Consider the following 18845-nt stretch of genomic DNA (forward strand, 5'->3'; position numbering starts at 1 on the left):
GAACCTCCCCGCGCAAAACGCACGAAACTGTTCGCGATGTCTTCGCACACCTGTTCGCGATGTCCCCAGTCCATACAGTGGGGAGATCAGCAGTTTCTCGGCCCCGCCAATTCTGCAACCTTGGAGATTGGCGAAACCCGTGGTGACAGCCAATCTCCCCCCTTGAGGGGGAGATGTCCGGCAGGACAGAGAGGGGGGCCTCGCGCAAACTTTCATCATGCCGGCTCGTCCATCAGATGCAGGCTGTCGCGGTTGAAGGTCAGCATCACCGCCTCGCCTTCCGCCGGCAGCGCCGTGCCGGCCGGCACGACCGCGTGCAGCCGCAACCCATCGGCGTCGAGCGCCAGCCTTGTCGTGGCGCCGAGATAGTTGGTGCCGACCAGGCACGCGGCGACGCCGTCGCCACTGGCGACGCTGGAGATGCGGATGGACTCCGGGCGCAGGCTCCCCCAGCGATGCTGGCCGGAATAGCGCTGGACGAAATCCGGCGGCAGCACGTTGGAGGAGCCGACGAAATCGGCGACGAAGCGCGTGTTCGGGCGCTGGTAGATATCTTCCGGGGTGCCGACCTGCATGATCCTGCCATCGTTGAAGACGGCGACGCGGTCGGCCATGGAAAGCGCCTCGCCCTGGTCGTGGGTGACGAAGACGAAGGTGATGCCGAGCACCTTCTGCAGCGATTTCAATTCCTCCTGCATGTTCTCGCGCAGTTTTAGATCGAGCGCGCCGAGCGGCTCGTCGAGCAACAGCACCTTGGGCTGGTTGACCAGCGCGCGGGCGAGTGCCACGCGCTGGCGCTGGCCGCCGGAAAGCTGGCCGGGGCGGCGCGCGCCGTAGCCCGGCAGGCGCACCAGCGACAGCGCTTCCTCGGCCGCCTTCAGCCGCTCGGCCTTGCCGACACCCTTGACCATCAGGCCGTAGGCGACGTTGTCGAGCACGTTGAGATGCGGGAACAGCGCATAGTCCTGGAAGACGGTGTTGACGTTGCGGCGATAGGGCGGAACGCCCTCGGCGCGCGCGCCGAAGATGGAGATCGAGCCAGCCGTCGGCTGCTCGAAGCCGGCGATGAGACGCAGGCAAGTCGTCTTGCCGGACCCCGATGGCCCCAGCATGGCGAAGAACTCGCCCGGTACGATGTCGAGATCGACGGCGTCGACGGCGCGCACGCTGCCGAAATGGCGTGAGACTCGCTTGAAGGAAACGGCAGAGGTCATGGGCCCTGTCAGTTCAGTTGCCTGGTTGATCTTCCAATGTCGCGCGCGACCCTCCCTCCCCTGATGGGGAGGTCGCGGCGAAGCCGCGGGTGGGGGTGATGGCGTGGCCTATCGGACAGGCCCCACCCCGACGCCGCGCGTCGATCCCTCCCCACAAGGGGGAGGGTAAAGGCGAAATTACCGGCCGCCGATGACGCCGATATAGTCCGACACCCAGCGGTAATAAGGCACGCACTGGTCGTTCTGGCTGGCGCATTTCGACACCGGCGTCTTCCAGAACTTGATCTTGTCGAAATTCTCGTAGCCGTTGGTCTTGCAGCCTTCCTCGCCGAGCAGTTCGTTGCCCTTGCAGGCGGCGGGCACGACCGGCAGCGAGCCGAACCAGGCTGAGACGTCGCCCTGGACCTTCGGCGACAAGGAATGCTCGAGCCACATATAGGCGCAGTTCGGATGGGCGGCGTCGGCTTCCATCATGGTGGTGTCGGCCCAGCCGGTGACGCCCTCTTCCGGCACGGTCGAGGCGACCGGCTTCTTGGCGGCGACCAGCGTGTTGACCTGATAGGGCCAGGAGCCGGAAGCGACGACGCCCTCATTCTGGAAGTCGTCGACCTGGATCGCGGCATCGTGCCAGTAGCGGCCGACCAGCGTGCGTTGCGTGCGCAAAAGATCGAGCGCCGCCTTGTACTGGTCCTCGTTCAGCTCGTAGGGATCCTTGATGCCGAGTTCCGGCTTGTGGAACATCAAATAGTTGGCGGCGTCGGCGATGTGGATCGGGCCGTCATAGGCCTGGACGCGGCCCTTGTTCGACTTGCCGTCGGGCAGCTTCATCTCCTCGAAGACGACGTTCCAGCTCTTGGGCGCTTCCTTGAAGACTTCGGTGTTGTACATCAGGATGTTCGGACCCCACTGGTAGGGAACGCCGTAATGCACCTTGTCGACGGTGAACCAGGGCGCGTCCTTCAGCCGATCGTCAACGGTCTTCCAGCTTGGGATAAGATCGGTGTTGATCGGCTGCACGCGCTTGCCGGCGACGAGGCGCAGCGAAGCATCGCCTGAAGCGGTGACGAGGTCGAAGCCGCCTTCGTTCATCAGCGAGACCATCTCGTCAGAGGTGTTGGCGGTCTTGACGTTGACCTTGCAGCCGCTTTCCTTCTCGAAAGCCGTCACCCAGTCATAGCCCTTGTCGGTCTCGCCGCGCTCGATATAGCCCGGCCAGGCAACGATGTTGACCTCGCCCTCGCCCTTGCCGAGTTCCTTGACCTGAGCCACGGCCTGACCGGAAAAAGTCAGCGCGACAGTCAGCGCCGTGCACGACTTCAGGAATGCATTCATCGTCGATCTCCCATTTTGGCGCATGACTCCGAAGCCGGTCCGGTTTCGGAAAGGATCATGCGCGAACTACAAAGCGTCGGAGCTTCATGCTCCGACGGCAGCGCTCTCAGGGCGCGGCTTTGTTCCCTGAGCGAAAGGTGCTGTGAAAAATCCGGTTTCGCAAATTCATTTATCAGAAAGCCGATATCGGTTTTTCCGATACAAAATGCCTTTAGGCCAGCGCCGTGACCAGCCAGCAGGCGGCGGTGAAATGAGCCTTCCCGTCCGCCACGAAAGGCTTGAATGCAACAGGCAAGGCCGCGGTGATTTTCTCGGCCGTCGCCTGGTCAACCTCCCGCAACGCAGCGCCGACCGGCCCTAGCCGGGTGGCATATGTCATCAGATTGCTTTCCGCGATCTGACAAGGGACGTCCGCCTGTTCGACTTTGACTGACGACCAGTTGCTTGCTTCAAGGATCCGCCTCACCTTGGCGCCGTCAGCAAAGGCAAACTGTCCCGGCGCTTCAGGGTCTGGCACGGGTGCTTGCGGCAGGAAGGGCGCAGCCGCTCGCGCGGCAGTCGTCATGAAATCATTCTCGCGCGGACCGCGCCAAGCGACAAAGGCGAGTTTGCCACCGCGCCTTGCGGCCTGTCTTATGTTGCTGAATGCCGCCACGGGATCAGCGAAGAACATGACGCCAAAGCGCGAGACAACGGCATCGAACTGCTTCGATTCGAACGCACATGTTTGGGCATCGCCGACCTCAAAACTTGCGTTTGCCATCTCTTCCACTCGCGCACGCTCCGTAGCCAGGGCGACAAGCGGCCGCGAGATGTCGAGCCCGACACATCGGCCGTCATTGCCGACGCGGCGCGCCATCGCCAGAGTCGTGGCGCCGGCGCCGCAGCCGATGTCCAGGACGTTGCCCCCTTTCCCGGGATAGCCGGAATCCACCACCAGGCTCTCGAACGGGGCCAGCACTCCGTCGAGGATCGGCTGCATCTCGACCCAGGCCTTTCCGCTGGCGTCGTTCCAGAGAGCGGCTTGCTGTGTGTTCGGCTGCGCGGATTGCGGCATAGCGGACCTCGCTTTCAGTTGCCCTCGTCGATCGTCGCGAGCACTCTACGAGTTCAAGCCGACTTGAGGTCAAGCATGAAAGATATGGATATTGCCGAAGTGTCGCGCCGCACCGGCGTGCCTGCTTCGACACTTCGCTACTACGAAGAGAAGGGCCTCATCGCCTCGATCGGCCGTCGCGGCCTGCGCCGCCTGTTCGACCCGGCTGTCCTGGAACGGCTCGCCTTGATCGCGCTTGGGCGCGCAGGTGGATTCGCGCTGGACGAGATTTCCGCAATGCTGATGCCCGACGGCCTACCGAAAATGGATCGAGAGCGCCTGGATGCCAAGGCGGACGAATTGGACCGCACCATCCAGCGCCTAACCGCGATCCGGGAGGCTTTGCGTCACGCCGCCCGATGCCCGGCAGCCCGGCCGATGGAGTGCCCGACGTTCCGGCGCGCCGTCAGGTTGGCCGGCGCCGGCCGCTTCGAAGTTGCGCCGATCGGTTCGTTCAAGGCGGAAGCGGTCTCGGTCACAAGGCACAGGCGCAAGACCAGCGATGTCGGCCTGGAGTAGGCCACGCCGCTCTAGACCGTGATGGCGTTTCGTTGAATCGCCATCACGGTCTAACTCTTTGTTAGGGCATGATCTTTCTCCGAAAACCGGTTCCCACTTTTCGGGATCATGCTCTAGCGGCGCACCATGCGCTGGGACTGCGCGAGGCCGATGAAGTCGCGCGCGGCCTGCGGCAGGGCGGAGCCGCGGCGCCAGACGGTGCCGACCTGGACCACGGGCAGCGAACCGGAAACGTCGCGCGATTCGATGCGGTCGCCTTCCAGCGACCAGGGCCGGTAGACAAGGTCGGGCAGCAGCGCCACGCCGGCGCCAGTGGCGACCAGGCTGCGCACCGCCTCGACCGAGCGGGTGCGGAAGGCGACATGCGGCCGGGCGCCGATCGCCGACAGCAGCTTGCCGGTGTTCTCCTCGATCTCGTCGACGGTGAGCATGATCAGCGGCTCGGAGACGATGTCACTGACCCCGATGATGTCGGCGCTGGCGAGCCTATGACTGAGCGGAATCCACAGCCGGTAGGCCGAAACTTCCAGGATTTCCGACTGCAGCGCCGTGCGGTCGCGCAGGTTGGACGTCACCATGACGGCGATGTCGAGCTTGCCGCCGACCAGAAGGTGCTCGAGATAGTCGCCATTGTCCTCGATGGCCGAGACCTCGACGCCGGGATAGGCGCGCCGGTAGCGGGCGAGCAGATCGGACAGCACATAGCCGGCAACCAGCGAGGTGACGCCGAGTTGCAGGCGGCCGCCCGAGGCGGCCTGCTCGCTTGAGAAAGAACGGCGCGCATCGGAGACATCGGCCAGGATCTTGGTCGCGTGGCGCAGGAACTGGTGGCCCTTGTGGGTGATGTTGAGGCCGCGCGGATGGCGCTCGAAGAGCTCGACGCCGAGATCGCTCTCCAGCTCCTTGATCGCCTCGGTGACCGAGGACTGGGAAATCGACAGGTTCTGCGCGGCGCCCGAGACGGTGCCCTGCTCGGCGACGGCGACGAAGAACTGCAATTGGCGGATGGTGAAAGCCATGGCCGGACTAAACACCGGCGCGCGCGGGAAAGGAAGCGGGCGCAGCCGGCTTGTTCACGCCGGCAGCTCCTAGCCTCTTGCGGGTCCGACGCGGCGCCAGTAGGCGCGCAGCGCAATGAGGAACGCGACTTCCAGCGCGAGCACGACGGCCATGATGCGAAACGCCACCGTGGGTAGATCGTGGACGCCGTCGCGCATCGCATAGCCGGCAAGAAGGAAGCCGGCGTTCCACAGCATTGCCCCGAGCAAGGTGGCCAAAGCGAAGGACCAGGCCGGCAGGCGCAGCGCGCCGGCGGCGATCGGCAGATAATTCCGCACCGTCGGCACGAACTGCGCCAGCAGCGATGCCCGCATGTGGTTGCGGCGGTAGGCGCTAGCGAAACGGAGATAGGTTTCGTGGCGCAGGAAAATATAGCGACCGAAGCGCTGGATCAGGGCATCGGCGCGCGCTGGTCCCAACCGGCCACCCATGGCGAACCAGAACAGGCAGCCGGCCGTCGAAGCGGCTGTCGTCACCGCCAGTAACATACCGAGCGTCGCCAGATCAGGCGCTCTCGCCATGCCGAGGAACAGCAGCACGGCATGCGAAGGCGGTACCGGCAGGATCTTTTCGGTGAAGGCCAGGCAGGCAGCACCGAGCAGCCCCAATCCCAATATTGCCGTCAGGAGATCGCTCATGAGAAGCGCCAGTCAAAGGTCCGGAGGTTCTTTATCCTGGAAACCCGGTAAACGGTAGCCGGCGGAAAGTTGCGGAAGGTGCCGCCGATGCGGACCGCCTCGAGGTCGAGCCTGTCGAGCACCGTCTGATCGAAAGGGCACCTGCGGCCATAGGTGAACTGGTAAAGCGCCGCACCCGGCCGAAGGCTGGCAAAGACGCCTTCCAGGATCGCGGACGACTTGCGCGGCGATATCAGGCGAAACGGCAATCCGCTGACCGCCGCGCCGACGACCGGGCCATCGAACAGCGGCAGATGGCGCAGGCCGACCGCATCCATCTCGACGATGCGCGCCGCCGGGAAGCGGCGGTAAAGCAGCGAAGCGAAATCCGGATCGGACTCGACCAGCGTCAGGTCGCTCTCGCGGACGCCGCGCTGCAGCAAGGCGCGCGTGAAGGGGCCTGTGCCCGGCCCGAGTTCCAGCACCGGACCTGAGTCGGGACCGATCTCGCGTGTCATCAGCGCCGCCAGGCTCGGGCTGGAGGGCGTGACCGAACCCATGCGGAACGGCGCCAGCGTCCAAGCCATCAGGAAGGACAAAGCATCACTTGCAGGCATGTTGACCTCATTGCTTGCGCGGGCGATTCGAGACTGCCCGGCATTCGACGAGGCGCTGTTTGCGAGGTGCGGATTGCATGGACATTGCGCATGGCGTGGCGTCGCGAAAGAAAAGGCTCGCGCCGTCGGCAAGAATTGGCGCCATGTTTGCGCAATCCTGGCGCGATAATCGGCCGGCGAGAGATTGTAAGAGGTGTTGAATGCGTATCCTGCTGGTCGAGGATGAGCCGGAAATGGTTTCGGCGTTGCGGGCCGCGCTGAGGCGGCACGACATGGTGGTCGACCATGCCGGCTCGCTGCTCGAAGCGGAAGGCTTCCTCGCCGTCGATGGCTATGACGCGATCCTGCTCGACCGGCAGCTGCCCGACGGCGACGGGTTGACGCTGGTGCCGAAGCTTCGCGCGGCAGGGAACACGACCCCGGTGCTGATGCTGACGGCCAGAGGCGACACCGCGGACAAAGTCGACGGGCTCGACATGGGCGCCGACGACTATCTGGCCAAGCCCTTCGCCTTCGAAGAGTTGCTGGCGCGGCTGAGGGCATTGCTGCGACGCCCGGCGGCGATCGAGACGCAGACCATCCGCGCTGGCCATCTTTCGCTCGATGTCGGCCACCGCGAGGCCTCGATCCGCGGCGAGCCGCTCGCCCTGCCGCGCCGCGAACTGCTGGTGCTGGAAGCGCTGATGCGGCGAACGGGGCGCATGGTGCGGCGCGAGGCCCCGATGGAGGCCGTGTTCGGGCTGGACGACGAGATCCAGTCCAACGCGCTCGACACCCATGTCTCGCGGCTGCGCCGCAAGCTTGCCGAGGCCGATGGCGGGGTCGTCATCAACGGCATTCGCGGCGTCGGCTACCTGCTGCGCGAGATCACATGAGCCTGCGCCGGCCGCGTTCGCTGAAATGGAGCCTGGTGCTGCGCATCGCCATCCTGCAATGCGTGATGCTGACGCTGATCATCGCCGGCATCGTCGGCGTGATGCTCGCCACCGGCATGATACCGCACGATTATGAGGACGGCACGATAGATGTGCTGGCGGATGCGGTGGCGCGCGACGCCAACGGGGCGTTGGTGCTGAAGGAAAATTCCGACCTGACCAAGCTGCGGTCGGATGTCCCGGACCTCTGGTTCATCATCCGCGACAAGCAAGGGCACCGGCTTCAGGAAGGGACGGTGCCGGTTGTGTACCGGCCTTTCGTTGGGCTGCTGGACAATATCAGCGATGCCCGCATCGACCTTGCCATCGGCGAAGCCGCGCCGCCGGGAGGCAAGATCCGCTGGGCCGACACGGCGGCCGGCAGTGTCCAGATCATGAGCGACACGAAGGGGAAACTTGCTTTGCTTCGGGTGCTTGGACAGGCGCCAAATCTATTCTTGTGGGGAATATTGCCGCTGGCCGGGCTGATGGCGCTCGCCACGCTGTTTGCGACTCCCTGGGTGGTGCGCGGCGCGCTTTCCGGTCTCGGGCGCGCGGCCAAAGCGGCAGGCCAGATCGACATCGACAAGCGCGGCGTGCAACTGCCGCTGGACGGCGTGCCGAAGGAAGTCGCGCCGCTGGTCGATGCGGTCAACGCGGCCTTGTCGCGCCTCGACGCCGGCTACGCGCGCCACAAGCGCTTCCTGACCGACGCCGCGCATGAGCTCAGAACGCCGGTCGCCATCCTCAACACCCGGCTCGCCACGCTGCCGGCAACACCGGAGCGCGCCAGGCTGTTGCAGGATGCCGCAAGGCTATCGACCCTTGCCGACCAGTTGCTCGACCTGCAGCGACTCGATCGCCAGTCCGAGCATTTCGGGCCGGTAGACCTGGTCACCCTTGCACGCAACGTCGTGGTCGACCTCGCGCCGATGGCCTTCGCAGCCGGCTATGAAATGTCGTTCGAGCCGGCAAAGGATAAGCTCATCGTGCGGGGCGACCGCACGGCGATCGAGCGCGCCGTGACCAATCTCATCCAGAACGCGATCGACCATGGCGGCAAGGCCGGCCGGATCGCCATCAGCGTAAGCCCGCCCGCGGTGATCGAAGTGCTGGACGAAGGCGACGGCATACCGGCATCCGAACGCGAGCGTATCTTCGAGCCCTTCTATCGCTTGCATCCGCAGGACCATGGCGCCGGCCTCGGCCTCAACCTCGTGCGCGACCTGATGCAGCTGCATGGCGGCAAGGTCGAGGTGCTTGACAGCGAGGCGGGTGGCGCCTGTTTCCGGATGATCTTCCCGGCCTGACGCACGAGCTTGCCGTCGCGACAGTCCGGACGAGTTTGACATCGGCACGATTCGTAACTAATTAAGTTACATGAAACGCAACAGCCGACTGTCCTCGACCCTGCATATCCTGGTCCATATGGCCGACGCGCCCGACCGGGCGCTGACCTCGGAGCAGCTGGCCGGCTTCATCCACACCAATCCGGTGGTCGTGCGCCGCACCATCGCCGGCTTACGCGAGGCCGGCATCGTCACCTCGTCGCGTGGCCATGGCGGCGGCTGGCAGCTCGGCCGCGCGCCGGACAAGATCTCGCTGGCCGAGATCAGCGCCGCGCTCGGCGAAACGCTGTTGCCGTTCAGCACCGAGCCGGAAAGCCCCGGGTGCCTGGTCGAGCAGGCAGTGATCGCCGTGCTCGACGATTTTCGCCTGGAGGCGGAAAGGCTGCTCACTGAGCGGCTCAGCCATATCACCCTGGCCGACCTGACGGCCGACTTCCGCCGCCGTTATGACCTGATTGGAGTATCCAGCCATGCAGTATGATGTGATCGTCGTCGGCGGCAGCTTTGCCGGCCTGTCCGCCGCCATGTATGCGGCGCGGGGGCGGCGCAAGGTGCTGGTGATCGATGCCGGGCAGCCGCGGAACCGCTTCGCCGAACATTCGCATGGCTTCTTCGGTCAGGACGGACGGGCACCGTCGGACATTCTGGGCGAGGCCAGGGCACAGCTGCTTGCCTACCCCACTGTCACCGTGGTCGACGGCCGTGCCGAGCGGGCCGCCGCTGCCGGCACCGGCTTCGAGGTCCGGATGGACGATGGCGGGGATTTCGGCGCGACGCGGCTGGTGCTCGCCACCGGCGTCCGGGACATCCTGCCGGACGTTCCAGGACTTGCCGCGCAGTGGGGCAAGACGGTGCTGCATTGCCCCTATTGCCACGGCTACGAGGTGGCCGGCGGGCCGCTCGGTGTGCTGGCGACCGGACCGATGTCGCTGCACCAGGCCGAGCTGATTTCCGACTGGGGCGACGTCACGCTCTTCGCCGACGGCTTGTTCGAGCCGGATGCGGACCAGGCGCGGGCCCTGGACAAGCGCAACATCCGGTTCGAGCCGGATAAGGTGAGCGAAGTGCGGGACGACGGTTCCGACGGTCTGATCGTCAGGCTCGAGGACAATCGCAGCGCGAGCGTGCGGGCGCTGTTCACCGCGCCGCGCAATGAGATGGCAAGCCCGCTCGCCGAGCAACTGGGCTGCGCCTTCAACGAAGGCCCGCTTGGCCGGGCGATCGTCGTCGACGACAAGCAGCAGACATCGGTGCCCGGCGTCTTCGCGGCCGGAGACGCCGCGCGGCTGATGCACAACATCGCCTTCGCGGTGTCGGGCGGCGCGATGGCCGGGGTTGCGGCGCACCAGTCGCTGGTGTTCGGTTAGTCTCTCATTCCTTGGGCGCGTCAGGCCGCGGCGATACTGAGCCGGGCGCCGGCCTGGCTCAGCGCGGCGGCTATGTCGTGTGGCGGCGGCTGGTCGGTGACGAGCTCGGAAAAGCCGTCGAAGCCGCAGACCCGGACCAGTCCCTGGCGGCCGAACTTGGTATGGTCGGTGACGACCAGCGAGCGCTGGCCGCGCGACAGCACCATGCGGGCGAATTCCGCCTCTTCCAGCTCGTAGTCGGTGAGGCCGGCAGCGGCATCGACCGCGCCGATCGAGATCACCGCATGATCGACCGAAAAGCGGCTGACGAACTCGATCGCCGAAATGCCGAAAGCCGCGCCGGAATCGCTGCGCAGCTCGCCGCCGGCCATATAGACCTTGTTACCGTTCACCGTGGCCAGCGTGCGGGCGATGTCGGAGGAATTGGTGACCACCGTCAGCCGGCGATGGCCGAGCAACTCTCGCGCCAGGAAGGATGTGGTCGTGCCGGTGTCGAGCATGATCGCCTCGCCGTCGCGGATCGTCGCCGCGACCATCCTGGCGATCAGGCGCTTGGCTTCGGCGTTTTCGCGCATGCGCCGCTCGAACGGCGCCTCGCCCACCATCGAGGCAAGGCCCACGGCGCCATGCATCTTCAGCACCGACCCGTCGTCGGCCAGCGGCTTGACGTCGCGCCGCACCGTTTCCAACGAGACGCCCAGACGTTCGGCAAGGCTGGCTATGGTGATCGTGCCCTCCTCGTTGAGGAGCCGCAGGATTTCGCCATGCCGTTTCGAATGGATCATGTGGATGTCCGGAGCTTTGACCGAATTTAAGGCTTTGGCAACGCTTTGAAAGGAGTTGCTTATATTTTCGGGCAAAACACCCAAAAAAAGTCACAGCTTTTGATTGACAGCTCTGCCACCCCGGCATGACATTGACCTTGTGACAGGCTCGGAACTGCCACGGGAGGATGATGGCAGAGCCGCAGCCGAGTGACCAGGTCGCCTGGAATCAGCCAGGCGCAAGCTTTTATCGAATCCGCGGGGGCGGATGCCGGGATATCATGCCTGGCCAAGGGGCTCGTCGGTGCGGTGCGGGATACCGATCCTGGCGTCTCGCACCGACGAGGCTTTTTCATTTTTTGCCATCCTTGTTTTGGGCGGGGCCGGCTGAGGCCGGAACGAAGCCGTGAACGCCGAAGATCGCATCCGCGCCCTGCCGTGCTGGAAAGGCGGCATCGAGATCGAGCCGCTGCCGGGCGGGCTCAGCAATGCCAATTTTGTCGTCACGGATGCGGCCGGGCGGCATGTCGTGCGCTTCGGCCAGGACTTCCCATTCCACCACGTCTTTCGCGAGCGTGAGGTGATGACGGCGCGGGCGGCGCATGCGGCGGGCTTCGCGCCGGCCGTGCATTATGCCGAGCCTGGCATACTGGTAACGGAATTTCTTGGCGCCAAGACCTTCCTCGGCGAGGATGTGCGCGCCAATCTCGGCAGCGTGGCGGCGCTGCTGCGCGGCTTCCATCGCGAGATGCCGAAGCACGTCTCCGGCGCCGGCTTCATGTTCTGGGTGTTCCACGTCATCCGCGACTATGCGCGCACGCTGGACGAAGGCGGCAGCCGCAAAAAGGGCGAGCTGCCGCGCTACCTGGCGCTGGCTGACGAGCTCGAGCGGGCGCAGAAGCTTTTGCCGATCGTCTTCGGCCACAACGATCTTTTGCCGGCCAATATTCTCGACGACGGCAAACGGCTGTGGTTGATCGACTTCGAGTATGCCGGCTTCAACACGGCGATGTTCGACCTCGCCGGCGTCGCGTCCAATGCCGGCATGAGCGACGACGAATCCTTCGCCTTCCTGACCGCCTATTTCATGAAGGAGCCGGACGGCGAAATCCGCCGCTCGCATGCCGCCATGCAATGCGCCTCGCTGCTGCGCGAAGCGATGTGGAGCATGGTGTCCGAGCTTTATCTCGACGCGCCCGGCATCGACTATGTCGCCTATAGCGAGGAAAACCTCGTCCGGCTCGACGCGGCGCTGGAGAACTACCGGACTAAATACGGAACCCGATCATGACCTTGCCCAGCCATGCCGAAATCGTCGTCATCGGCGGCGGCATCATCGGCTGTTCCACCGCCTACCATCTGGCGCGCGACCACCGGGCGGACGTGGTGCTGCTCGAGCAGGGCAAGCTGACCTCGGGCTCGACCTGGCACGCCGCCGGTCTGGTCGGGCAGTTGCGCTCCTCGGCCTCGATCACGCGCGTGCTCAAATATTCGGTCGATCTCTACAAGGGGCTGGAGGCCGAGACGGGCCTGGCGACCGGCTGGAAGATGACCGGCTGTCTGAGGCTGGCGACGAACGCCGACCGCTGGACCGAGTTCAAGCGGCTGGCGACGACGGCCAAAAGCTTCGGCATGGACATGCAGCTTCTGTCGCCAGCGGAAGTGAAGCGCATGTGGCCCCTGATGGAGACCGGCGATCTGGTCGGTGCCTCGTGGCTGCCGACCGACGGGCAGGCAAGCCCCTCCGACATCGCCCAGTCGCTCGCCAAGGGCGCGCGCATGCATGGCGCGAAACTATTCGAGGACGTGCGCGTGACCGGCTTTACGATGAAGGACGGCCGCATCACGGCGGTGAAGACTTCGAAAGGCGACATCGCCTGCGACAAGGTGGTGAACTGCGCCGGGCAATGGGCAAGGCAGGTCGGCGCGATGGCAGGCATCAACGTGCCGCTGCAGCCGGTCAAGCACCAGTACATCATCACCGAGAAGATCGAGGGGCTGGCCAACGACACGCCGACGATCCGCGACCCCGACCGCCGCACCTATTTCAAGGAAGAGGTCGGCGGGCTGGCGATGGGCGGCTATGAGCCCAACCCGCAAGCCTGGACGACCAATCTCCCGGGGGGCGACGTTCCCGACGACTGGGAATTCCGCTTGTTCGACGACGACTACGATCATTTCGAACAGCATATGACGCAGGCGATGGCGCGTGTTCCGGCTCTGCAAACCGCCGGCGTCAAGCAGATGATCAACGGGTCGGAAAGTTTCACGCCGGACGGCAACTTCATCCTCGGCGTCGCTCCCGAATGTCCCAACATGTTCGTCGGCGCCGGCTTCAACGCCTTCGGCATCGCGTCGGGCGGCGGCGCCGGCTGGGTGCTGGCGCAATGGGCGGTCGACGGCGAGGCGCCGCTCGACCTCTGGGTGGTCGACATCCGCCGCTTCTCCGGGCTGCACCGCGACCGCGACTGGGTCCGCGACCGCACGCTGGAAGCCTATGGCAAGCACTACACGATCGGCTTCCCGCACGAGGAATATCTGACTGGACGGCCGCGCATCGTCTCGCCGCTCTATGAGCGGCTGAAGACGCACCGCGCGGTGTTCGGCTCCAAGCTCGGCTGGGAGCGGCCGAACTGGTTCGCGCCGGACGGCACGGCCGCCGAGGACGTCTATTCGATGGGCCGCCAGAACTGGTTCGGCCCGGTCGGCGACGAGCACCGTCATGTGCGCGAGAAGGTCGGCATCTTCGACCAGTCCTCCTTCGCCAAATACGAGCTGACCGGCGCGGACGCGCTGAAGGCGCTCGACTGGATCTGCGCCAACGACGTCAACAAGCCGGTCGGACGGCTGACCTACACGCAGCTTCTCAACACGCGCGGCGGCATCGAGGCCGATCTCACCGTGTCGCGGCTCGGCGAGGACCGGTTCTACATCGTCACCGGCACCGGCTTCCGCACGCATGACCTGTCCTGGATAAGCGACCATATCGGCTCGGGCCTGGACGCGCGGCTGACGGACGTCACGGAAGATTTCGGCACGCTGTCGCTGATGGGGCCGCACGCCCGCGACGTGCTGTCGGCGGTGACGGAGGCCGATGTCTCGAACGCCGGCTTCCCCTTCGGCCATGCGCGCGAGATCGCAATAGCCGGCCATAGCGTGAAGACACTGCGCGTCACCTATGTCGGCGAGCTCGGCTGGGAGCTGCATGTGCCGATCGCCGCCACCGGCGAGGTTTTCGACGCGCTGATGGCGGCGGGCAAGGCGCATGGCATTCGCCCGGTCGGTTACCGGGCGCTGGAATCGCTCAGACTGGAGAAAGGCTATCGCGCCTGGGGTTCCGACATCACGCCGAACGACACGCCGCTGGAAGCGGGGCTCGGCTGGGCCGTGAAGCTTCGCAAGAACACCGACTTCGTCGGACGCCGGGCGCTGGAGAAGGCGGCCGGCAATGCGCCGACGAAACGCTTTGCCGGCTTCACGGTCGACGACCCGGAGATCGTGCTGGTCGGGCGCGAGACGATCCTACGCAATGGCGAGCCGGTGGGCTACCTCACCAGCGGCGGCCACGGCTACACGGTGGGCAAGAACATCGGCTACGGCTATGTGCGCAATGCCGACGGCGTCGGCGACGAGTTCCTTGCCTCTGGCGACTACGAGTTGGTGGTGGCGATGGAGCGCACGCCGGCAAAAATCCATCTCGAGCCGATGTACGACCCGGCCGGAGCAAAGATAAAGGCGTGACCCAAGCAGAGCGGATCAGCTGACGCGCAGCACAAGCCCCCTGCTCGGCACGGTATCGGTTTCCCCCGGCATCGAGGCATAGGGCGCCGTTTCCTCGACGCGCTTCAACCTGCCTTGAGCCTCGAGCCCGGCGATGCGCTCGGCGAAACCGGCTTGCCACAGCGTGTTCTTCACCGTCAGCACGATGATCCCGCCTGGACGGCAGATGCGAATCAGCTCGTCCAGTCCCTCGACCCCGACATGGCCCGAGGTGAAGACGCCCGCCGAAACAATGCCGGCATAGGCGCCGTCGGCGAAGGGCAAAGCGTCGCCCATCGCCAGGCGATGCAGGGCCGTGTAGACGCCCTTGGCGCCTGCCTTGTCCAGCATGCCTTGCGAGATGTCGAGCGCCTCGACATTCGGATAGCCGGTGATGGCCAGCCATTCGCCGATCAGGCCGGTGCCGGCGCCGGCATCGAGCAAGGGTTCGGCGCCGCGCGGCAGGTGCCGGGCAAGCAGCGCCAGGCAGATCGTCGGGTGGCGATAGCCGGCGGCCGACATGTCGGCGTCATAGGTCTCGGACCAGCTGTCATAGATCGCGGCCACTTCCTCCGGTCGCTTCGCGGCGTAGGCCGCGCTTAGCGAGCCGCTGTGCTTGCCGTCCGTCATTGTCGCTCCCGAAGCCGATTCATGTGCGAAGGATCATAGCCAGGTCGCTAAAACTGTGGAACCGTCCGAGCCAGAACAATGGCGTGAAGGGGACACGACATGACCGATGAGCTGCGCGCGGCGCTGGCGGCCATACCGGCGCTGGCGGGCTATGACGGACCGCTGCAGCGTTTGGGCGGCCTGACCAACATGGTCTACAGGGCCGGCGAAGCGTGTCTGCGCATTCCCGGCAAGGGCACGCAAGAATATATCAACCGCGCCAACGAGGCGGTGGCGGCGCGCGAGGCGGCCAGGGCCGGCGTCAGTCCCGAAGTGCTCTATGCCGATCCGGCGTCCGGCCTGATGGCGACGCGCTTTATCGCCGGCGCCGAGACGATGTCGCCGGACAGGTTCAAGGCGCGGCCAGGCAGCCCCGCGCGGGCGGGCCGAGCCTTCCAAAGGCTCCACTCTTCCGGCGCGGTCTTTCCCTTCCGCTTCGAATTGTTCGCGATGATCGACGACTATCTCAGGGTTTTGTCGACGAAGGACGTGGCGCTGCCCGCCGGCTATCACGACGTGGTGCGCGAGGCGGAAGCTGTGCGCGCGGCCCTTGCCGCGCACGCAATCCCGCTTGCCGCCTGCCATTGCGACCCGCTGTGCGAAAATTTCCTCGATACGGGCGATCGGATGTGGATCGTCGACTGGGAATATTCCGGCATGAACGATCCGCTGTGGGACCTCGGCGACCTCTCGGTCGAGGGGAGGTTCGACGTCGCACAGGATGAAGAGCTGACGCGCGCCTATTTCGGTGGCGAGCCGCGGCCGGCCGAGCGTGGACGTATCGTCATCTACAAGGCGATGTGCGACCTCTTATGGACGCTTTGGGGACTGATCCAGCTCGCCAACGACAATCCGGCCGACGATTTCCGCGCCTATGCCGACGGCCGCTTCGCTCGCTGCAAGGCGCTGATGGAGACAACGGAATTCTCCAGGCATCTGGCAGCGATACGCGCGGGTTAGTTCACGCCCTTCGGGACGTTCTCGGGCGGCACCACGGTCTCGACCACCTTCTGGCGATGGAAGATGAACATGCCGGCAAGCACGACGATCGCCGCGCCGACCAGGATACGCGGCCCCGGGACATCGCCGAAGAACACGAGGCCGAAGACCACAGCCCACAGGAGCAGGGTGTAATGCAGCGGCGCCAGCGTCGAGGCCGGCGCCAGCTTCAGCGCCCTTGTGATCATCAGATGCGCGGCGCAGGAGACGACGCCGAGCAGAAGCATGGCCCCGAAATCGAGCGACGACGGCGTACGCCAGGCGCCGATGGTGAGCAGGCCGCCGACAATCAGCGTGCCGATGGTCTGCCAGGTAACCAAAGTCGTGTCACTGGTGCCGCGTAGGAGACGGCCGAGGATGATGGCGAAGCCGAAGGCGATGCTGCCCACCAGCGCGAAGGCCGAAGACAACGAGAAGGCCGCCGAGGACGGCTTCAGGATGATCAGCACGCCGCAGAAGCCGACCAGAATCGCCAGCCAGCGGCGCCAGCCGACCTTTTCGCCGAGCAAGAGATGCGACAGCGCCGCGACATAGATCGGCCCGGCCATGTAGAAGCTCATCACGTCGGCCAGCGGCAGGTAGACGACCGCGGCATAGAAAAGCCCGGTATCGGTTGTGGTGGCCACGACACGCAGGAACTGCAAAACCGGCCGGTCCATGTGAAACAGCCTGGCCGTGCCCTGGTTGGCGATCATCGGACCCAGCACGATGAAGGCGCCGATCGAGCGGATGAGCACCACCTGTCCAACGGAGAAGCTCGCGACCAGCCATTTGCCCATCGCGTCGTTCAGCGCGAACATGAAGTCGCCGGCCAGCATCAAGAGGATGCCGGCTAGAAGCATGTTTTTGACCGTAAAACCGCGGGCGAAGGACTGAGCCATGGCGGCGTCCTAGCCACAAGCGGGCACTTTGACGAGGGAAATTCGTAAGACCAGCGGCCGAATCGAGATTGGCCGAACCGCAAAGCATCATGAACGGTGCGCGATTGGCCTGAACGCTTGTGACTTCGTCATTCTATGGCGAAGCAAGGAGCGAAGCGACGCGGCGCAGACCATAGAATCCATGCCGTTACCTCTAGGCGTCGCAGCGATGCAGAACGACCTTTGTCCTGCGCCGCCTCCGCCCTTCGCGCGAGGCCACGGCATGGATCCTCGGGTCTGCGCGTCCGCTTCGCTCCCGCTCCGCCCGTGGATGACGAAGCTCCGGCGAAAGCGCTTCCGCCGCCAATGCGAGTGGTCGAACCGAGACGCAGAGACCTACGCTGTTTTATGCCGCCGGTTCACCTGCGCCGGCCGCCCCGCGATCGACAGCCGCGTTTCCTGCCTGGTGCGTTCGGCCACCACCTTTCCCCTGGCGATGACGCAGAGACGTTCGGGGCGCAGGCGAACGGCCTCGATCGCATTGCCGGCATCGAGCACGACGAGGCTCGCCCGCTTGCCGACCGCGAGGCCCAGATGGTCCAGCCCCATGATGGCGGCGTTGACGTTGGTCACCATATCGAAGCAGCGCGCCATGTCGGCCGGACTCGACATCTGGGCGACATGCAGGCCCATGAAGGCGACGTCGAGCATGTCGGCGGTGCCTAGCGAATACCAGGGGTCGAGCACGCAATCCTGGCCCCAGCCGACGCGGATGCCGAGCGCCTGCATCTCCTTGACCCGGGTCAGGCCGCGCCGCTTGGGGAAGGTGTCGTGGCGCCCCTGCAGCATGATGTTGATCAGCGGATTGGGGATTGCCGACACGCCGGCCTCGGCGATGAGCGGCAAAAGCTTCGAGACGTAGTAATTGTCCATCGAATGCATGGAGGTGAGGTGCGAGCCGGCCACCCTGCCCTGCAACCCGAGGCGCTGCGTTTCATAGGCCAGTTGCTCGATATGGCGCGACAGCGGATCGTCGGTCTCGTCGCAATGCATGTCGATCATCAGGCCGCGTTTGGCCGCGATCTCGCAAAGCTCCGTGACCGAGCGCGTGCCGTCGGCCATGCTGCGCTCGAAATGCGGGATGCCGCCGACGATATCGACGCCCATGTCGAGCGCGCGGATGGTGTTCTTCAGCGCCGTCGGGGAGCGATAGAGGCCGTCCTGCGGAAACGCGACCAGTTGCAGGTCGATATAGGGTGCGACGGTTTTCTTGACGTCGAGTAGCGCTTCCACCGCGAGCAGCCGGTCGTCGCAGACGTCGACATGGCTGCGGATGGCGAGCAGGCCCATCGACACCGCCCAGTCGCAATAGGCGAGCGCGCGCTCGCGCACGGCTTCATGCGTCAGAAGCGGCTTCAGCTCGCCCCAGAGCGCGATGCCTTCGAGCAGCGTTCCGGAAGCGTTGATGCGCGGGATGCCGTAGGAGAGCGTGGCATCCATATGGAAATGCGGATCGACGAAGGGCGGCGAGACCAGATTGCCGCGGGCGTCGATCTCGGTCGGCGCGGAGCCCGGCAGTTTCTGCTCGACCGCCCGGATGGTTTCGCCGGCAATGCCGATATCGGCAATCCTGCCGTCCGGCAGCGTGCCGCCGCGCACGATGAGGTCGAAATCCATCTGTCGTCACCCTTTTCAAGAATCGGCAATCAT

Annotated in this window: 18 protein-coding genes; 8 read left to right on the plus strand and 10 right to left on the minus strand. The window is 65.2% G+C overall.

The annotated features are described in order from the left end of the window. Positions 1 to 215: 215 nt before the first annotated feature. The 3 genes from FJ956_RS09440 to FJ956_RS09450 all read right to left on the minus strand — a co-directional run bounded on the left by FJ956_RS09440 (position 216) and on the right by FJ956_RS09450 (position 3603). The gene (locus FJ956_RS09440) at positions 216 to 1214 is read right to left on the minus strand and encodes an ABC transporter ATP-binding protein (RefSeq protein WP_140684247.1); all 999 of its coding nucleotides are present in this window, start codon (positions 1212 to 1214) and stop codon (positions 216 to 218) included. A 177-nt stretch (positions 1215 to 1391) separates the two neighbouring features. After that, positions 1392 to 2546 carry an ABC transporter substrate-binding protein gene (locus FJ956_RS09445; RefSeq protein ID WP_140684249.1) on the minus strand — a complete coding sequence of 385 codons (1155 nt, stop codon included), beginning with the start codon at positions 2544 to 2546 and terminating at the stop codon, positions 1392 to 1394. Between the two features lie 211 nt (positions 2547 to 2757). Then, positions 2758 to 3603 carry a class I SAM-dependent methyltransferase gene (locus FJ956_RS09450; RefSeq protein WP_140684251.1) on the minus strand — a complete coding sequence of 282 codons (846 nt, stop codon included), beginning with the start codon at positions 3601 to 3603 and terminating at the stop codon, positions 2758 to 2760. 75 nt (positions 3604 to 3678) lie between these two features. Between FJ956_RS09450 and FJ956_RS09455 the strand changes: the two genes are divergently transcribed. Continuing rightward, a complete protein-coding gene (locus FJ956_RS09455) occupies positions 3679 to 4161 on the plus strand; it encodes a helix-turn-helix domain-containing protein (RefSeq protein ID WP_140684253.1) in 483 nt (160 codons plus the stop codon). A 113-nt stretch (positions 4162 to 4274) separates the two neighbouring features. Here the strand turns inward: FJ956_RS09455 and FJ956_RS09460 are convergent, their stop codons facing one another. The 3 genes from FJ956_RS09460 to FJ956_RS09470 all read right to left on the minus strand — a co-directional run bounded on the left by FJ956_RS09460 (position 4275) and on the right by FJ956_RS09470 (position 6454). Further along, positions 4275 to 5180 carry a LysR substrate-binding domain-containing protein gene (locus FJ956_RS09460; RefSeq protein ID WP_140684255.1) on the minus strand — a complete coding sequence of 302 codons (906 nt, stop codon included), beginning with the start codon at positions 5178 to 5180 and terminating at the stop codon, positions 4275 to 4277. Between the two features lie 69 nt (positions 5181 to 5249). Next, positions 5250 to 5858 (minus strand): DedA family protein, encoded by a 609-nt coding sequence (locus FJ956_RS09465; protein ID WP_140684257.1) that lies wholly within the window; start codon positions 5856 to 5858, stop codon positions 5250 to 5252. After that, on the minus strand, positions 5855 to 6454 hold the full coding sequence (locus tag FJ956_RS09470) for a methyltransferase domain-containing protein (protein WP_140684259.1): 600 nt from the start codon (positions 6452 to 6454) through the stop codon (positions 5855 to 5857). The genes FJ956_RS09465 and FJ956_RS09470 overlap by 4 nt, the downstream gene beginning before the upstream one ends. A gap of 200 nt (positions 6455 to 6654) precedes the next feature. Here FJ956_RS09470 and FJ956_RS09475 point away from each other — a divergent pair, with 200 nt between their 5' ends. The 4 genes from FJ956_RS09475 to FJ956_RS09490 all read left to right on the plus strand — a co-directional run bounded on the left by FJ956_RS09475 (position 6655) and on the right by FJ956_RS09490 (position 10084). Next, on the plus strand, positions 6655 to 7329 hold the full coding sequence (locus tag FJ956_RS09475) for a response regulator transcription factor (RefSeq protein ID WP_140684261.1): 675 nt from the start codon (positions 6655 to 6657) through the stop codon (positions 7327 to 7329). After that, the gene (locus FJ956_RS09480; protein WP_140684263.1) at positions 7326 to 8678 is read left to right on the plus strand and encodes a HAMP domain-containing sensor histidine kinase; all 1353 of its coding nucleotides are present in this window, start codon (positions 7326 to 7328) and stop codon (positions 8676 to 8678) included. Before FJ956_RS09475 ends, FJ956_RS09480 begins: the two co-directional genes overlap by 4 nt. Before the next feature lie 70 nt (positions 8679 to 8748). Continuing rightward, positions 8749 to 9198, plus strand: a complete 450-nt coding sequence (locus FJ956_RS09485; RefSeq protein WP_140650228.1) for an Rrf2 family transcriptional regulator — start codon at positions 8749 to 8751, stop codon at positions 9196 to 9198. After that, positions 9188 to 10084 carry an NAD(P)/FAD-dependent oxidoreductase gene (locus FJ956_RS09490; RefSeq protein ID WP_140684265.1) on the plus strand — a complete coding sequence of 299 codons (897 nt, stop codon included), beginning with the start codon at positions 9188 to 9190 and terminating at the stop codon, positions 10082 to 10084. The genes FJ956_RS09485 and FJ956_RS09490 overlap by 11 nt, the downstream gene beginning before the upstream one ends. Positions 10085 to 10104: 20 nt before the next feature. On the opposite strand, the gene FJ956_RS09495 is transcribed toward FJ956_RS09490, so the two are convergent. Continuing rightward, a complete protein-coding gene (locus tag FJ956_RS09495; protein ID WP_140684267.1) occupies positions 10105 to 10869 on the minus strand; it encodes a DeoR/GlpR family DNA-binding transcription regulator in 765 nt (254 codons plus the stop codon). 385 nt (positions 10870 to 11254) lie between these two features. On the opposite strand from FJ956_RS09495, the gene FJ956_RS09500 reads away from it, so the two are divergent. Both FJ956_RS09500 and FJ956_RS09505 read left to right on the plus strand, forming a co-directional pair. After that, positions 11255 to 12139: a phosphotransferase family protein gene (locus tag FJ956_RS09500; RefSeq protein ID WP_140684269.1), complete on the plus strand. Its 885-nt coding sequence runs from the start codon at positions 11255 to 11257 to the stop codon at positions 12137 to 12139. Then, positions 12136 to 14589, plus strand: a complete 2454-nt coding sequence (locus tag FJ956_RS09505; RefSeq protein WP_140781958.1) for an FAD-dependent oxidoreductase — start codon at positions 12136 to 12138, stop codon at positions 14587 to 14589. The genes FJ956_RS09500 and FJ956_RS09505 overlap by 4 nt, the downstream gene beginning before the upstream one ends. A 15-nt stretch (positions 14590 to 14604) precedes the next feature. Here FJ956_RS09505 and FJ956_RS09510 read toward each other — a convergent pair whose 3' ends face one another. Next, positions 14605 to 15237 (minus strand): class I SAM-dependent methyltransferase, encoded by a 633-nt coding sequence (locus FJ956_RS09510; RefSeq protein ID WP_140684273.1) that lies wholly within the window; start codon positions 15235 to 15237, stop codon positions 14605 to 14607. 99 nt (positions 15238 to 15336) lie between these two features. Here FJ956_RS09510 and FJ956_RS09515 point away from each other — a divergent pair, with 99 nt between their 5' ends. After that, positions 15337 to 16236: a phosphotransferase family protein gene (locus tag FJ956_RS09515; RefSeq protein WP_140684275.1), complete on the plus strand. Its 900-nt coding sequence runs from the start codon at positions 15337 to 15339 to the stop codon at positions 16234 to 16236. On the opposite strand, the gene FJ956_RS09520 is transcribed toward FJ956_RS09515, so the two are convergent. Both FJ956_RS09520 and FJ956_RS09525 read right to left on the minus strand, forming a co-directional pair. Then, on the minus strand, positions 16233 to 17156 hold the full coding sequence (locus FJ956_RS09520; protein ID WP_140684277.1) for a DMT family transporter: 924 nt from the start codon (positions 17154 to 17156) through the stop codon (positions 16233 to 16235). The genes FJ956_RS09515 and FJ956_RS09520 overlap by 4 nt on opposite strands. A gap of 375 nt (positions 17157 to 17531) precedes the next feature. Then, entirely contained in the window at positions 17532 to 18812 is a 1281-nt protein-coding gene (locus FJ956_RS09525) for an amidohydrolase family protein (RefSeq protein ID WP_140684279.1), read from the minus strand. Positions 18813 to 18845: the final 33 nt, after the last annotated feature.

Source organism: Mesorhizobium sp. B2-4-3 (genome assembly GCF_006442815.1).
Classification (GTDB): Bacteria; Pseudomonadota; Alphaproteobacteria; order Rhizobiales; family Rhizobiaceae; genus Mesorhizobium.

Excerpts from the sequence above, each read along its gene's own strand:
- FJ956_RS09475 (WP_140684261.1), top strand. The coding sequence starts at position 6,655 with ATGCGTATCCTGCTGGTCGAGGATGAGCCGGAAATGGTTTCGGCGTTG.
- FJ956_RS09485 (WP_140650228.1), top strand. The coding sequence starts at position 8,749 with ATGAAACGCAACAGCCGACTGTCCTCGACCCTGCATATCCTGGTCCAT.
- FJ956_RS09480 (WP_140684263.1), top strand. The coding sequence starts at position 7,326 with ATGAGCCTGCGCCGGCCGCGTTCGCTGAAATGGAGCCTGGTGCTGCGC.
- FJ956_RS09450 (WP_140684251.1), bottom strand. The coding sequence starts at position 3,603 with ATGCCGCAATCCGCGCAGCCGAACACACAGCAAGCCGCTCTCTGGAAC.
- FJ956_RS09455 (WP_140684253.1), top strand. The coding sequence starts at position 3,679 with ATGAAAGATATGGATATTGCCGAAGTGTCGCGCCGCACCGGCGTGCCT.
- FJ956_RS09470 (WP_140684259.1), bottom strand. The coding sequence starts at position 6,454 with ATGCCTGCAAGTGATGCTTTGTCCTTCCTGATGGCTTGGACGCTGGCG.
- FJ956_RS09525 (WP_140684279.1), bottom strand. The coding sequence starts at position 18,812 with ATGGATTTCGACCTCATCGTGCGCGGCGGCACGCTGCCGGACGGCAGG.
- FJ956_RS09505 (WP_140781958.1), top strand. The coding sequence starts at position 12,136 with ATGACCTTGCCCAGCCATGCCGAAATCGTCGTCATCGGCGGCGGCATC.
- FJ956_RS09495 (WP_140684267.1), bottom strand. The coding sequence starts at position 10,869 with ATGATCCATTCGAAACGGCATGGCGAAATCCTGCGGCTCCTCAACGAG.
- FJ956_RS09440 (WP_140684247.1), bottom strand. The coding sequence starts at position 1,214 with ATGACCTCTGCCGTTTCCTTCAAGCGAGTCTCACGCCATTTCGGCAGC.
- FJ956_RS09510 (WP_140684273.1), bottom strand. The coding sequence starts at position 15,237 with ATGACGGACGGCAAGCACAGCGGCTCGCTAAGCGCGGCCTACGCCGCG.
- FJ956_RS09515 (WP_140684275.1), top strand. The coding sequence starts at position 15,337 with ATGACCGATGAGCTGCGCGCGGCGCTGGCGGCCATACCGGCGCTGGCG.
- FJ956_RS09445 (WP_140684249.1), bottom strand. The coding sequence starts at position 2,546 with ATGAATGCATTCCTGAAGTCGTGCACGGCGCTGACTGTCGCGCTGACT.
- FJ956_RS09460 (WP_140684255.1), bottom strand. The coding sequence starts at position 5,180 with ATGGCTTTCACCATCCGCCAATTGCAGTTCTTCGTCGCCGTCGCCGAG.
- FJ956_RS09465 (WP_140684257.1), bottom strand. The coding sequence starts at position 5,858 with ATGAGCGATCTCCTGACGGCAATATTGGGATTGGGGCTGCTCGGTGCT.
- FJ956_RS09520 (WP_140684277.1), bottom strand. The coding sequence starts at position 17,156 with ATGGCTCAGTCCTTCGCCCGCGGTTTTACGGTCAAAAACATGCTTCTA.
- FJ956_RS09490 (WP_140684265.1), top strand. The coding sequence starts at position 9,188 with ATGCAGTATGATGTGATCGTCGTCGGCGGCAGCTTTGCCGGCCTGTCC.